Source organism: Loktanella sp. R86503 (assembly GCF_042466455.1).
Lineage (GTDB): Bacteria > Pseudomonadota > Alphaproteobacteria > Rhodobacterales > Rhodobacteraceae > Loktanella.
Map to the genome: position 1 here is coordinate 157693 of NZ_JAXHCI010000002.1, position 15611 is coordinate 173303.

Consider the following 15611-nt stretch of genomic DNA (forward strand, 5'->3'; position numbering starts at 1 on the left):
TTGCCCCGGCTTTCCGGCGGTGGCCATTTACCGCCGCCCCTGCCCTAGTCGGGCATCGGCGTCCGGCCCGCATCGGCCGTATCTTCACGCAAATCGGAAGATGCGGCCGTTGTGCGCAGCTGCGATCCTTCAAGGACTTTCACCTCGCGCTGGGGGAACGGGATCGAGATGCCGTTTGCAGCAAAGGCATCCCATAGCGCCAGAAACACATTGCCGCGGATGTTGGTCAGGCCGCCTGTCGGGTCGGAAATCCAGAACCGCAGGATATAGTCAACTGAACTGTCACCGAAGCCGACGATGTGGCAGACGGCCGGCCTGCTTTCCAGCACGCGGGGCACGGCCATTGCCGCCTCGATCGCGATGCGGCGCACGTCGTGGGGGTTATCGCCATACGCGGTGCCAAAGTAGATATCGAGCCGGACAAAATCATTGGAATGGGACCAATTGACCACCTGACCGGTGATCAGATCCTCGTTCGGGATCAGGTATTCTTTGCCGTCACGGGTCGTGATGCTGACATAGCGTGCGCCCAGTGAGTTAATCCAGCCAAAAGTATCGCCAAGGCTGATCACGTCGCCGGGCTTGATCGACTTGTCCAGCAGAAGGATAATGCCTGACACAAGGTTCGACACGACCTTTTGCAAACCAAAGCCAAGGCCAACGCCGATGGCACCTGACAGCACAGCCAGGCCCGTCAGGTCGATTCCGATGGTTTTCAGACCAATGAAAACCGCCATGCCGTAAAACAGCAGTTGCATCGCTTTTACCGCCAGCACCTGCATCGAAGGGCTGATATCGGCATTTCCCGCGATCTTGCTGCGCATCGTGTGGGACATGAACCGCGCGGCAATCCACAACACCCCGATAATCAGGACCGCCTGCACCACCAGCAAAAGCGAAATCCGCATCGTGCCAATGGAAAACGCGATGTTGTCCAGCAGGTTCGTAAAGGTATCCGTTTGCCCAAGGATCGACAGCGTCACCCAGACCCAGGCCCCGTAACGCACAATCTTGCGCAGGATCGGGTTACCGATCAACCGCGTCGTCAGCGCGACGACCAACCAGGCCGTCGCCAGATTTGCGATAATCGACAGCTGATAGCTGCGGCTGTTCCACGTCACGTCGCGCATGACGATCACGACCAGCCAGATCAGACCGACAAAAAGGATGGCCCGCAGGCGTTTGTGCAGCACGACAAGCCAGCGGATCCGCCACATCGGCCAGCCTTCACGCGCGCGCATCCAGGCATGTAACCGCGGAGCCAGCGCCATCATCAGCAAGTGGGCGACCGCGAAAATCGCTAGCGCAATTAGTAGCTGGTAACCGACCCAGGGCCGCCACAGCGTCATCATATAAGATTCAATGGACCCGACGATCCCTTGCCACAGGCCGACAACATCGCCTAGCGGTGCGTCAGGACCGGTATCCAATAAATCGTCATGAAGCGCCATTGATCCATCCCTTGCTGCCAGCAGAATGGCACAGGCCGAAGCGGACGCACAACCGCCCAGCGGCAAGCCTTGTACACAATCCATATGGCATCACTGCGAACACTTGCGGCAAACGCGGCAGAGGTATATCTGGACGCCCATGAAACCGATATTCGACATGGATGATCGCGCGCGGCTGCCCTGGCGGTTTTTTGGCGCGACCTGCACGATCCTCGCTCATCTATGATGCGCGCGGCGCTTTTGCGCCCGTATCACGCCTGCCCATCCACGACACCTTTTATACGGGAGAGGACACATGTCCCCCAAGACGCTTTACGATAAAATCTGGGATGCCCACGTCGCCCATGAAGCCGAAGACGGCACCTGCCTTTTGTACATCGACCGCCATCTGGTTCACGAAGTGACCAGCCCGCAAGCCTTTGAAGGGCTGCGCATGTCGGGCCGCACTGTGCACGATCCGTCGAAGACGATTGCTGTTCCGGACCACAACGTTCCGACCACGCTGGACCGCGCCAATGCGGCCACGATGACCGAAGATAGCCGTATTCAGGTTGCGGCCCTTGATACAAACGCCAAGGAATTCGGCATCCACTATTACCCGGTGTCCGATGTCCGTCAGGGCATCGTGCACATCGTCGGCCCGGAACAAGGCTGGACCCTTCCCGGTATGACCGTCGTCTGCGGTGACAGTCACACGGCGACTCACGGTGCGTTCGGCTCTCTTGCACACGGGATCGGCACATCGGAAGTGGAACACGTGCTGGCCACCCAGACGTTGATCCAGAAGAAATCCAAGAACATGAAGGTCGAGATCACGGGCAAGCTGCGCCCGGGTGTTACGGCCAAGGACATCACCATGTCCGTGATCGGCGTCACAGGCACCGCCGGCGGCACTGGTTATGTCATCGAATATTGCGGCGAAGCGATCCGCGATCTGTCGATGGAAGGCCGCATGACCGTCTGCAACATGGCCATCGAAGGCGGCGCGCGCGCTGGTCTGATCGCGCCTGACGAAAAGACCTTTGCCTATTGCAACGGCCGCCCGCACGCCCCCAAGGGCGCCCAGTGGGAAGCCGCACTGACATGGTGGAAGACGCTTTATTCCGATGACGACGCGCATTGGGACAAGGTTGTAACGATCAAAGGCGAAGACATCGCACCATCCGTCACATGGGGCACTTCCCCCGAGGACGTGCTGCCAATCACGGCAACCGTGCCTTCCGCAAGCGACTTTAAGGGCGGCAAGGTGGATGCGGCCCAGCGGTCCATCGAATACATGGGCCTGACGGCAGGTATGCCACTGACCGATATCAAGATCGACACCGTGTTCATCGGGTCCTGCACCAACGGCCGCATCGAAGACCTGCGTGCCGCTGCGGAAATCCTGAAGGGCAAGAAGATCGCCGTTTCCCGCGCCATGGTGGTGCCGGGTTCGGGTCTGGTTCGCGCACAGGCCGAAGAAGAAGGTCTGGCACAGATCTTTATCGACGCCGGTTTTGAATGGCGCATGGCGGGCTGTTCCATGTGTCTGGCGATGAACCCCGACCAGTTGGCACCGGGCGAGCGTTGCGCTGCGACGTCCAACCGCAACTTTGAAGGCCGTCAGGGCCGGGGCGGTCGTACCCACCTGATGTCACCCGCGATGGCTGCGGCTGCTGCAATCACTGGCCACCTCACTGACGTTCGGGAGATGATGTAATGGATAAGTTCGACAAATTAAGCGGCATCGCGGCACCTTTGCCGCTGATCAACATCGACACCGATATGATCATCCCCAAGCAGTTCCTGAAGACCATCAAGCGGTCTGGCTTGGGTGTGAACCTGTTCGACGAAATGCGCTATGACGATGACCGCAACGAAATTCCGTCCTTCGTGCTGAACAAGCCGCAGTACCGGGATGCGGAAATTCTGGTAGCGGGCGACAACTTTGGTTGTGGATCGTCGCGGGAACATGCGCCTTGGGCGATCAAGGATTTTGGCATCCGCTGCGTGATCGCGCCCAGCTATGCCGACATCTTTTACAACAACTGCTTCAAAAATGGCATTCTGCCTATCGCGTTGCCGCAAGAGCAGGTCGACGTGCTGATGAAGGATGCTGAAAAGGGGTCCAATGCCCGGATCGAGATTGATCTGGAAGCGCAGACCATCACGTCGTCCGATGGCGAAGTGTTTAACTTCGAGGTCGACAGCTTCAAGAAGCATTGCCTAATGAACGGTCTGGACGATATCGGCCTGACCCTGGAAAAAGCTGCGTCCATCGAATCCTTTGAAGCGCAGGCAGCGGCGGCCCGTCCTTGGGTCTAAGACGCCGGTAAAAACCATGCACTGCCATATGGGGCCGGAGCAATCCGGCCCCATATTTTGTGTCCACGTCTAGCCTGCCCCAAGTTCGACGCAAAAAGGTTGCAAAGCCGCACCACCCCTGCCGCAAAAATGTCATGCGCATTTACCGATAATTAACAGATAGTTGCGAAGCGATCTTAATCGGGGCAAAATCATGGCAACAAAGAGGCAGCCCGAGATACAATCGCGGGAAAAGAACGGGACAAAGGCGCGGCATCGTATCGCGACTGACCGGGCAGAGGACGCTATGACTGTAAACTCGACCCTCCCGGCGGCGGGAATGCGGGCGCTTTGCGTGGTTGCGCTGATTTCGCTTCCGTCCATATTGCTGCCGTTGCAAAGTCAGGACGGGCTTCAGATTGTCGCGCTTGTCGCGATCTTTGCCGCGGTTTTCACCTTCGTCGAATATTCGGTCGCAAGCCCCAGCTTTATCGAGTTCCGCAGCGCGCCGCCGTTCAACCGGCTTCGGTTCATCGCGTTGTTTGCAACAGTACTGGTGCTGTCACTTATTATGCGTGGATACGAGGCACCGTCGACACTGACGCTGCTGATGCAGTTGCTTGGTGAACGGATTGGCGGATCGCTGGACTTTCCGTTTTCGCCGGTCAGACTGATGGTTCTGATGATGCCCGATGGCACAGACAGCCGCGTTCTGTATCTGATTTCGATCACCGCCGGACTGGCCTATCTGGTGTCCTTGCTGTCCATTGCCATCTTTGGCGTGCTGCTACGGTTTCATCATTGGCCCAAGCGCAGTGGGTCATTCAATGTCTGGGTCAATCTGCCCATGTTCGATCCAACCACCGGCGGCGACGTGGTGAAGCGGTTGAACCGGGATAGCCAAGTCAATCTGATCCTTGGCTTTTTGTTGCCGTTCATATTTCCTGCCCTTGGCAAGCTGGTGTCCCTGCTTTTTACACCGATTGTCTTGAACGATCCGCAAACCCTGATTTGGATGGTTGCTGCATGGGCCTTTCTTCCGGCAAGTCTGTTGATGCGGGGCATCGCCTTGTCGCGCGTTGCGCAGATGATCCATGTGCAGCGCAAACGCGAATACGCGCGCGCAGCGGCAGAGGGATTGCTGCCAGTCTGATCGCCGCGCTGCTGGCCGGCCAGGTCAGCGCACAGGATATCCGCATCGCTACCTTTGCTGCGCCATTGGGGCGCAAAGGCCCCGGCCTGTTGCTGCGCGATCTGGGGCGGGCCGACGACCAGATCGACGCTGTTGCCGCGATAGTAGCGCAAGTTGCCCCCGATATCCTGCTTTTGACCGACGTGGATTACGACCGGGACGGCCTTACCATGCAGGCCTTGGCCGATCGGATGGGGTTTGCGCATAGCTTTGCGCTGCGGCCAAACGCAGGCATGGCCACGGGGCTGGATCTGGACGGCAACGGACGCACCGGCGAAGCGCGGGATGCGCAGGGCTACGGCCTGTTCAGCGGCGATAGTGGCATGGCATTGCTGTCACGCTGGCCCGTCGACGCGAATGTGGTGCAGGATCTGTCGGGGCTGCTCTGGCGTGATCTGGCATGGGCCACGTTGCCACAGGGGCCGCTGTGGACGGACGATATTGCAAATATCCAGCGGCTGTCCACGACAGGACATTGGATTGTGCCGGTCCAAACGCCGGACGGCCCCGTGACCCTCATGGCCTTTTCCGCGACGCCGCCGGTGTTTGACGGACCAGAGGATCGCAATGGTTTGCGCAACCGGGACGAGCTGTTGCTGTGGTCGCATGTGCTGGACGGTGATTTCGGCGCTCCGCCGCAGGACTTCGTCATCCTTGGCAATGCCAACCTTGACCCCATGGACGGCGATGGCTTGCGGGGCGCAATGGCGACGATGCTGGCCGATCCGCGGCTGACGGACCCCCTGCCCCGCAGTAGCGGAGGCCTTGCGGCGGCTGACGCAGATCATTCCGGCGATCCGGCGCTTGATACCGCTGATTGGCCGGATGGCGCTCCCGGCAATTTGCGGGTTAGCTATGTGCTGCCTGCGGCGACCTGGACCCTGACGGGATCGGGGGTATTTTGGCCCCAACCGGATGCGCCTCATGCCAAGGTTGCAGAGGCCGCAGGCCCGCATCGTCTGGTCTGGGTCGACCTGCGCCGCTAGGGTGCGGCTTGAAACCGCACCGCCTTGGCGTTACGCGGTGTCAACCCGTTTGCAGTCAAGGACGTATTCCATGTCGAACCCATCCCTTCTGATCCTCGCCGGTGACGGCATCGGCCCCGAAGTCATGAACGAAGTAAAGCGCATCATCACCTGGTATGGTGACAAACGCGATATGCCATTCGACGTCACCGAAGACCTGGTCGGCGGCTGCGCCTATGACAAGCACGGCACGCCGCTGCACGACGACACCATGGCGAAGGCACAAGAAGTAGACGCCGTGTTGCTGGGCGCTGTTGGCGGTCCCAAGTACGACGATTTGGATTTCAGCGTAAAGCCAGAGCGTGGCTTGCTGCGCCTGCGCAAGGAAATGGATTTGTTTTCCAACCTGCGTCCGGCGCAGTGCTTTGACGCGCTGGCCGACTTTTCATCGCTGAAGCGTGACATCGTGGCCGGTCTGGACATCATGATCGTGCGCGAGCTGACCTCTGGTGTCTATTTCGGCGAACCGCGCGGCATCCATGTCGAAGGCAACGAGCGCGTCGGCGTGAACACCCAACGCTATACCGAGTCCGAAATTGCACGTGTCGCACGGTCGGCATTCGAGCTGGCCCGTCGCCGCAATAATCGCGTGTGCTCGATGGAAAAGGCCAACGTGATGGAATCCGGCGTGCTGTGGCGGCAGGTCGTGACCGAAATTCACGAAAAGGAATATTCCGACGTCGAGCTGTCGCACATGTACGCCGATAACGGCGCGATGCAGCTTGTACGCAACCCCAAGCAGTTCGACGTCATTGTGACCGACAACCTGTTTGGCGATTTGCTGTCTGACGCAGCCGCTATGCTGACAGGCTCGCTTGGTATGTTGCCATCCGCGTCGCTGGGTCAGCCCATGGCCAATGGTCGCCCGAAGGCACTGTACGAGCCGGTACACGGCTCTGCCCCCGACATTACCGGGCAAGGCAAGGCTAACCCGATTGCCTGCATCCTTAGCTTTGCTATGGCGCTGCGCTACAGCTTTGACGCCGGCGCAGAGGCTGACCGTCTGGAAGCTGCAGTAGAAAAAGTGCTGGCCGATGGTGCCCGCACGGCTGATTTGCTGGGGCCGGAAGGCGGATCGCCGATCAGCACCACGCAAATGGGCGATGCAATCTTGGCGGCGCTGGACGCCAGCCTGTAATCGACTGCTGAAAAAATTGGCAGGGCGGCAAGGATCGCCGCCCTGTGTCATAGCTGTCTTGACCTTCTGCGGTGCAGGGTCGACCAAGGTTGCGTTCCGATGTGCAGCCGAACGAGGACCCACTTATGTCATCCAACGCCCGCGGCGCCCTGCTCGCCCTGCTTGCCTTTGCTATCTTTGCGACCCACGATGTCTTTATCAAGGTGCTTGGCGGCAGCTATTCCCCGATCCAGATCGTGTTCTTCTCGGTACTGCTGGCGTTCCCGCTGGCGACCGTTTCGTTAATGCGGGACGCCACGCCGGGCACATTGCTGCCAAAGCATCCCTGGTGGATGCTGCTGCGTACGTTAGCGGCGGTTGTTACCGGATTTTGCGCATTTTATGCTTTTACGGTGCTTCCGCTGGCACAAGTCTACGCAATCTTGTTCGCGTCGCCCTTGCTGATCACCATCCTTGCAGTACCGCTGCTGGGCGAAACCGTCCGCCTGCGCCGCGGATTGGCGGTTATCGTTGGGCTTATCGGTGTTCTGGTCGTACTGCGCCCTGGTAGCACAGAGCTGGAACTGGGTCACGCCGCGGCCCTGCTGTCGGCAATTGGCGGGTCTTTGGGATCGATTATCGTGCGAAAAATCGGCGCGGATGAACGCCCGGTGGTGTTGATGCTATTCCCGATGCTTGGCAATTTTGTCGTCATGGGAATTGCACTGGTGTTTGTCTATCAGCCGATGCCAATCGAACATATCGGGATGCTTGCCGTCATCTCTGTCTTTGCGTTTATCGCGGGCCTGCTGGTGATTGCGGCCTATAAATCCGGCGAGGCCGTTATTGTCGCACCGATGCAATACAGCCAGATCCTGTGGGCCACGGCCTATGGCATGTTGTTTTTTGGCGAAACGCCCGACGGTGCGACCATCCTGGGCGCCAGTATCATCATCGCCTCTGGCCTTTATATCGTGCTGCGCGAAAGCCGGTCGACAGAAAGCGGCACGCCTGTGCTACGCACCCGTGCACGGTTTGAGACGGGAACGTTTCTGCGCCCCCGCCCGCGCGAGATGGAAAAGACAGCGGCAGAGCCGCGCATTGTGCCCCAGTCCGCCCCATCTGCCGGCGCGCGGCCGCATCTGCGTGGTTTGCCAGGGCGTGTCCCGCCCGTGGCAGAACCACGGCGCAAAGACAGCGATTGAGGACTTGGCAAACGCCTTTAGCAGCGTTATGACGCCGCCACGGTCGGGCTGTAGCGCAGCCTGGTAGCGCACCTGCTTCGGGAGCAGGGGGTCGGAGGTTCGAATCCTCTCAGCCCGACCAGTATCTGAACATTTTTGAACGCTACGCCAAATGCCCTTTGTATTGGCAAGCTTGGTGCTTGTGCTGCAGTGCCTGCAGCTTCATGCGCAGGGCGTGACGCGGCTGGTTAGGTTCGATTTAAAGTCAATATGTTGGCACGCTTTCGAAAATACGAAAGCAGGACCGCGCACTTTCGGATGGGGGCAAGATAGCCCGCTTGGCAGGTGCACGCTTCGTGCCGCGTGGGTATTTCGCGTATTTGGATCCGGGGGCAAAGCAAACCATCGGTGCGCCGGGCGTGCAGTTGACCAGCACCGGAATAGAAAAAGGCGGGCTACCATCGTAGCCCGCCTTTCATTTCTAGCGGCCTTAAGCCGGTTCAGAAGCCGATTTCGTAGTTCGCGCCCATTGTGACTGTACCATCTGAATCGACACCCGAGTCGCCGCTTAGCGTACCGATGCCAAGTTCCCGGCTGGCTTTCATGCTCAGGCTTCCCAAGAAGTAGTCGTCGACCCATTCGCCGTCGAGCTCGATCGCGGGTGTGAAATCACCTGTCTCTGCGGCGCTTTCGATACCGATCGATCCGCCGATCCCGCAGGTGCCATCCAGATCACCCAGCGCCTGATAACAGGCAACACGCGGCGTGATCCACAAGTTGCTTTGTCCATTGTCGATCAGACGATCTGTCCGGACCTCGGCAAAGATGCGTCCACCCGACAGGGAATCCAGATCAAAGCTACCCGCTTGCGATAGCCCGTTCAGATCCGCGACCACGTCCACATCGGCGCCGGAGGTGTAGACATAATCAAAGCCAACCCGCGGCGTCACAACGTTTTCACCCCAGTCCAGCTCGCCCGAAAGGGCTGCACCGGTAAAGCCGGCAAGGTAACGATAGTCGCCGGTCGCGATGATCGTTCCCGCTGTGCGGTCGAAATCAAGGTCAAAGCTGTGGCGACCCGTAGCGGCGGCGAGGTAGTAATCAACGAACAACTCATCTTTCAGACGCTTTGCGCCATAGATGCCGCCGTTGATGCCCACACCGCGGATGTCGCCAACCGCCAGGCTCGATACCTCGGTTTGTGTCCCATAAAGTCCGGCAAAGTACCCAAAGACGCTATCGGCACCTTGATACTGTTCCCGGCGATAGGACAGGTTGATCGCCGTTTGCGACAGTCCGTCAGCATAATCGCTAAAGCTGAGCGTACCTTCGAAAACCTCCCGGCGGTCAGTGAAGCAGTTGTGCTGATCACGCAGGAACGAACCGTCACCTTGAACCCCGTCTTCATTCGCAGTCAGGTCGAAATTGCGCGCCTGCTCGGACCCGGTGTCACATGGACCATGATAGTCCGGCTCCAGGCTCAGCGGGCGGAATTCGACCCGCCGGTTCTGGGCTTTGCCTTCAGCTGTGGCGTTGGTCGCAATAGGTTCGCTTTCACCATAACCACGGGCACTGTAGCCTTCGGTTGCAATGCCGCGGACCGCAAGAGCACGCAGGACCGCCTCGACACGACGTTGGCTCAGGTCAAGGTTGTAGGCATCGGAGGCATCAGAATCCGTGTGCCCGGCAATCTCGAACGCGCTTTGCGGACAGGTCGCAAGGATGCCAGCAATTTCATCAAGGGTCTGCGCACTGGCAGGCTTGATGATTGCGCGATCCGTGTCGAACAGGATGTTTTCCACCGAAAGCCGCTCGTTCGCGTCGGCAAGACAGCTGTCGTGCGAACGCTGGCGCAAACGATCGACCGCATCAGCAGAATAACCACTGATTTGACGGCTTTGCATCGTAAGCGTGGCTGCAAGGTCATCTTCCAGGATCGTCGTCAGATCGTCTTCGATTTCAGCAATCAGGCTATCGCTTTCCAGAACGGCGATACTTGCCTCCGCAACAGCACAGTTCGTTGGATTGGCAACTTCGCAGATCTGATACCGAACGGTATACGTACCTGGTGTCGTGCCGGCTGCGACAACAATCTGCCCCTGTGCATTAACAGAAATCGCGCCGTCGGCTGGTTCCGGATTGTCCAGAACGGTCAGCACCACAAGGGTTGGATCAGTGATGGTCAGGCCGTCCAACGTATCGTTGTCCAAAAGCGATACATCCGATGTCGCACCGGCAATGCCATTCAGCATGATCGGCCCGTCATCGTTGGCGACGATTTCCAGCGCCGGAATGATCGCTACCCGCAGGAAAGCTTCGTTCGAAGTACGCCCTAACACATCTGATACTACGTAACCCGCTGGCGTGGGTTCGCCGGAAAAGCCTGCTGCCGGCGTAAAGGTTACTGCACCCGTGCTCCGGTTGACTGTCCACTCGCCTTCACCCGGTACCGTTAGCGTCTTTCCGTCTGCAGACAGCGTAGCACCCTCGGGGGCACCAGTACCCGTCAGTGTAACGGTTGCCGGGTCCAGCGAATTGGTCCCGTTATCATTTACCAGCACATCGATTGTCACCGGACCTGGGCGGGTCGGTGTCACGGTGTCGTCCGTGGCAAGCGGCGGCGCATCCACCACGACCGTCATCACCGCGCTGGCGCAGTTGCCTGCGTTCAGCGCTTCGCAGATCTCATAGGCCACCTCGTAGGTGCCCGCAGGCGTGCCCGCCGCCACAGCCACAAGGCCCGTGGCCGGATCCAGCGTCAGACCCGTCACCGGATCGCCGGTCACCGCATCCGTATAGTCAGCCGCAACCGGATCGGTGATCTCCACCGTCGTCAGCGTGGCAGGATCACCGTTCAGCGTATCGCCGTTCAGCACACCAATATTGGTGTTGCCGCCCGTCGCACCGTTGATCGACGCAGGTGCATCGTTGGCTGCAGTGATCGGCGCGGCATCCACCACGACCGTCATCACCGCGCTGGCGCAGTTGCCTGCGTTCAGCACTTCGCAGATCTCATAGGCCACCGCGTAGGTGCCCGCAGGCGTGCCCGCCGCCACAGCCACAAGGCCCGTGGCCGGATCCAGCGTCAGACCCGTCACCGGATCGCCGGTCACCGCATCCGTATAGTCAGCCGCAACCGGATCGGTGATCTCCACCGTCGTCAACGTGGCAGGATCACCGTTCAGCGTGTCGCCGTTCAGCACACCAATGTTGGTGTTGCCGCCCGTCGCACCGTTGATCGACGCGGGTGCATCGTTGGCTGCAGTGATCGGCGCGGCATCCACCACGACCGTCATCACCGCGCTGGCGCAGTTGCCTGCGTTCAGCACTTCGCAGATCTCATAGGCCACCTCGTAGGTGCCCGCAGGCGTGCCCGCCGCCACAGCCACAAGGCCCGTGGCCGGATCCAGCGTCAGACCCGTCACCGGATCGCCGGTCACCGCATCCGTATAGTCAGCCGCAACCGGATCGGTGATCTCCACCGTCGTCAACGTGGCAGGATCACCGTTCAGCGTGTCGCCGTTCAGCACACCAATGTTGGTGTTGCCGCCCGTCGCACCGTTGATCGACGCGGGTGCATCGTTGGCTGCAGTGATCGGCGGCGCATCCACCACGACCGTCATCACCGCGCTGGCGCAGTTGCCTGCGTTCAGCGCTTCGCAGATCTCATAGGCCACCTCGTAGGTGCCCGCAGGCGTGCCCGCCGCCACAGCCACAAGGCCCGTGGCCGGATCCAGCGTCAGACCCGTCACCGGATCGCCGGTCACCGCATCCGTATAGTCAGCCGCAACCGGATCGGTGATCTCCACCGTCGTCAGCGTGGCAGGATCACCGTTCAGCGTATCGCCGTTCAGCACACCAATATTGGTGTTGCCGCCCGTCGCACCGTTGATCGACGCAGGTGCATCGTTGGCTGCAGTGATCGGCGCGGCATCCACCACGACCGTCATCACCGCGCTGGCGCAGTTGCCTGCGTTCAGCACTTCGCAGATCTCATAGGCCACCGCGTAGGTGCCCGCAGGCGTGCCCGCCGCCACAGCCACAAGGCCCGTGGCCGGATCCAGCGTCAGACCCGTCACCGGATCGCCGGTCACCGCATCCGTATAGTCAGCCGCAACCGGATCGGTGATCTCCACCGTCGTCAGCGTGGCAGGATCACCGTTCAGCGTATCGCCGTTCAGCACACCGATATCGGTGTTGCCGCCCGTCGCACCGTTGATCGACGCAGGTGCATCGTTGGCTGCAGTGATCGGCGCGGCATCCACCACGACCGTCATCACCGCGCTGGCGCAGTTGCCTGCGTTCAGCACTTCGCAGATCTCATAGGCCACCTCGTAGGTGCCCGCAGGCGTGCCCGCCGCCACAGCCACAAGGCCCGTGGCCGGATCCAGCGTCAGACCCGTCACCGGATCGCCGGTCACCGCATCCGTATAGTCAGCCGCAACCGGATCGGTGATCTCCACCGTCGTCAGCGTGGCAGGATCACCGTTCAGCGTGTCGCCGTTCAGCACACCAATGTTGGTGTTGCCGCCCGTCGCACCGTTGATCGACGCGGGTGCATCGTTGGCTGCAGTGATCGGCGCGGCATCCACCACGACCGTCATCACCGCGCTGGCGCAGTTGCCTGCGTTCAGCACTTCGCAGATCTCATAGGCCACCTCGTAGGTGCCCGCAGGCGTGCCCGCCGCCACAGCCACAAGGCCCGTGGCCGGATCCAGCGTCAGACCCGTCACCGGATCGCCGGTCACCGCATCCGTATAGTCAGCCGCAACCGGATCGGTGATCTCCACCGTCGTCAACGTGGCAGGATCACCGTTCAGCGTGTCGCCGTTCAGCACACCAATGTTGGTGTTGCCGCCCGTCGCACCGTTGATCGACGCGGGTGCATCGTTGGCTGCAGTGATCGGCGCGGCATCCACCACGACCGTCATCACCGCGCTGGCGCAGTTGCCTGCGTTCAGCGCTTCGCAGATCTCATAGGCCACCTCGTAGGTGCCCGCAGGCGTGCCCGCCGCCACAGCCACAAGGCCCGTGGCCGGATCCAGCGTCAGACCCGTCACCGGATCGCCGGTCACCGCATCCGTATAGTCAGCCGCAACCGGATCGGTGATCTCCACCGTCGTCAGCGTGGCAGGATCACCGTTCAGCGTATCGCCGTTCAGCACACCAATATTGGTGTTGCCGCCCGTCGCACCGTTGATCGACGCAGGTGCATCGTTGGCTGCAGTGATCGGCGCGGCATCCACCACGACCGTCATCACCGCGCTGGCGCAGTTGCCTGCGTTCAGCACTTCGCAGATCTCATAGGCCACCGCGTAGGTGCCCGCAGGCGTGCCCGCCGCCACAGCCACAAGGCCCGTGGCCGGATCCAGCGTCAGACCCGTCACCGGATCGCCGGTCACCGCATCCGTATAGTCAGCCGCAACCGGATCGGTGATCTCCACCGTCGTCAGCGTGGCAGGATCACCGTTCAGCGTGTCGCCGTTCAGCACACCAATGTTGGTGTTGCCGCCCGTCGCACCGTTGATCGACGCGGGTGCATCGTTGGCTGCAGTGATCGGCGCGGCATCCACCACGACCGTCATCACCGCGCTGGCGCAGTTGCCTGCGTTCAGCACTTCGCAGATCTCATAGGCCACCTCGTAGGTGCCCGCGGGCGTGCCCGCCGCCACAGCTACAAGGCCCGTGGCCGGATTCAGCGTCAGACCCGTCACCGGATCGCCGGTCACCGCATCCGTATAGTCAGCCGCAACCGGATCGGTGATCTCCACCGTCGTCAGCGTGGCAGGATCACCGTTCAGCGTATCGCCGTTCAGCACACCGATATCGGTGTTGCCGCCCGTCGCACCGTTGATCGACGCAGGTGCATCGTTGGCTGCAGTGATCGGCGCGGCATCCACCACGACCGTCATCACCGCGCTGGCGCAGTTGCCTGCGTTCAGCACTTCGCAGATCTCATAGGCCACCTCGTAGGTGCCCGCAGGCGTGCCCGCCGCCACAGCCACAAGGCCCGTGGCCGGATCCAGCGTCAGACCCGTCACCGGATCGCCGGTCACCGCATCCGTATAGTCAGCCGCAACCGGATCGGTGATCTCCACCGTCGTCAGCGTGGCAGGATCACCGTTCAGCGTATCGCCGTTCAGCACACCGATATCGGTGTTGCCGCCCGTCGCACCGTTGATCGACGCAGGTGCATCGTTGGCTGCAGTGATCGGCGCGGCATCCACCACGACCGTCATCACCGCGCTGGCGCAGTTGCCTGCGTTCAGCACTTCGCAGATCTCATAGGCCACCGCGTAGGTGCCCGCGGGCGTGCCCGCCGCCACAGCTACAAGGCCCGTGGCCGGATTCAGCGTCAGACCCGTCACCGGATCGCCGGTCACCGCATCCGTATAGTCAGCCGCAACCGGATCGGTGATCTCCACCGTCGTCAGCGTGGCAGGATCACCGTTCAGCGTATCGCCGTTCAGCACACCGATATCGGTGTTGCCGCCCGTCGCACCGTTGATCGACGCAGGTGCATCGTTGGCTGCAGTGATCGGCGCGGCATCCACCACGACCGTCATCACCGCGCTGGCGCAGTTGCCTGCGTTCAGCACTTCGCAGATCTCATAGGCCACCTCATAGGTGCCCGCAGGCGTGCCCGCCGCCACAGCCACAAGGCCCGTGGCCGGATTCAGCGTCAGACCCGTCACCGGATCGCCGGTCACCGCATCCGTATAGTCAGCCGCAACCGGATCGGTGATCTCCACCGTCGTCAGCGTGGCAGGATCACCGTTCAGCGTGTCGCCGTTCAGCACACCAATGTTGGTGTTGCCGCCCGTCGCACCGTTGATCGACGCAGGTGCATCGTTGGACGGAACAATTGGCCTCGGCGTTACTTCGACCATTTCGTCAACGCCGTGCGCATCAGCGCCGCCGTTAAAAGGCAGTCCAGTCACCGGATTGATTCGAGGGCCATTGTAATCATAAGAAATTTGGAAATTGTTCACTGTCCCGCCAGCGTTGTGAACAACACCGATGAAAGTCGCGACCTGCTGCCCTTGCAAAATAGTTGTGCCAAACGCCCCACCGTCCGCGCCCGGGGCGGAGAGTGTGACAGGACCGGTCTGACCAGACGCGATCGCCAGGCCGTCGGACAGAGTGAACAGCGTCGTGCCGTTCACAGAAACGGCGATGTAGTCTTGGAACGATCCTGCTTGTCCGTGATCAAATATGTCGACGATATTAAACCCTAACGCCTGAACTGGCGTGGAGTCGGTCAAAAGAACCGATCCATCAGTGTCCCCTGTCGCCGGGGTGACCGCTGTTGCTGCCCCGCTTGCTGCGAATACCGACGGCGCTGGCGATAGGCTTAGT

Annotated in this window: 8 protein-coding genes and 1 tRNA gene; 7 read left to right on the plus strand and 2 right to left on the minus strand. The window is 60.6% G+C overall.

Annotated elements, in window-relative coordinates; genetic code table 11:
• Nucleotides 1-44: 44 nt before the first annotated feature.
• Entirely contained in the window at nt 45-1451 is a 1407-nt protein-coding gene (locus SJY10_RS01795) for a mechanosensitive ion channel family protein (RefSeq protein WP_386679303.1), read from the minus strand.
• A gap of 295 nt (nt 1452-1746) precedes the next feature.
• On the opposite strand from SJY10_RS01795, the gene leuC reads away from it, so the two are divergent.
• The 7 genes from leuC to SJY10_RS01830 all read left to right on the plus strand — a co-directional run bounded on the left by leuC (nt 1747) and on the right by SJY10_RS01830 (nt 8394).
• Nucleotides 1747-3150 (plus strand): 3-isopropylmalate dehydratase large subunit, encoded by a 1404-nt coding sequence (gene leuC / locus SJY10_RS01800; RefSeq protein WP_386679304.1) that lies wholly within the window; start codon nt 1747-1749, stop codon nt 3148-3150.
• The gene (gene leuD, locus SJY10_RS01805) at nt 3150-3755 is read left to right on the plus strand and encodes a 3-isopropylmalate dehydratase small subunit (RefSeq protein WP_386679305.1); all 606 of its coding nucleotides are present in this window, start codon (nt 3150-3152) and stop codon (nt 3753-3755) included. Before leuC ends, leuD begins: the two co-directional genes overlap by 1 nt.
• A 193-nt stretch (nt 3756-3948) precedes the next feature.
• A complete protein-coding gene (locus SJY10_RS01810) occupies nt 3949-4887 on the plus strand; it encodes a hypothetical protein (protein ID WP_386679306.1) in 939 nt (312 codons plus the stop codon).
• Between the two features lie 89 nt (nt 4888-4976).
• Nucleotides 4977-5912, plus strand: coding sequence for an endonuclease/exonuclease/phosphatase family protein (locus SJY10_RS01815; RefSeq protein WP_386684449.1), 936 nt, complete (start codon nt 4977-4979; stop codon nt 5910-5912).
• A gap of 70 nt (nt 5913-5982) precedes the next feature.
• The gene (leuB, locus tag SJY10_RS01820; RefSeq protein WP_386679307.1) at nt 5983-7089 is read left to right on the plus strand and encodes a 3-isopropylmalate dehydrogenase; all 1107 of its coding nucleotides are present in this window, start codon (nt 5983-5985) and stop codon (nt 7087-7089) included.
• Nucleotides 7090-7214: 125 nt separating this feature from the next.
• Nucleotides 7215-8273 carry a DMT family transporter gene (locus SJY10_RS01825; RefSeq protein ID WP_386679308.1) on the plus strand — a complete coding sequence of 353 codons (1059 nt, stop codon included), beginning with the start codon at nt 7215-7217 and terminating at the stop codon, nt 8271-8273.
• 44 nt (nt 8274-8317) lie between these two features.
• Nucleotides 8318-8394: transfer RNA gene (locus SJY10_RS01830), tRNA-Pro, on the plus strand.
• 358 nt (nt 8395-8752) lie between these two features.
• Here the strand turns inward: SJY10_RS01830 and SJY10_RS01835 are convergent.
• The gene (locus SJY10_RS01835; protein ID WP_386679309.1) at nt 8753-15517 is read right to left on the minus strand and encodes an OmpA family protein; all 6765 of its coding nucleotides are present in this window, start codon (nt 15515-15517) and stop codon (nt 8753-8755) included.
• Between the last annotated feature and the right edge of the window lie 94 nt (nt 15518-15611).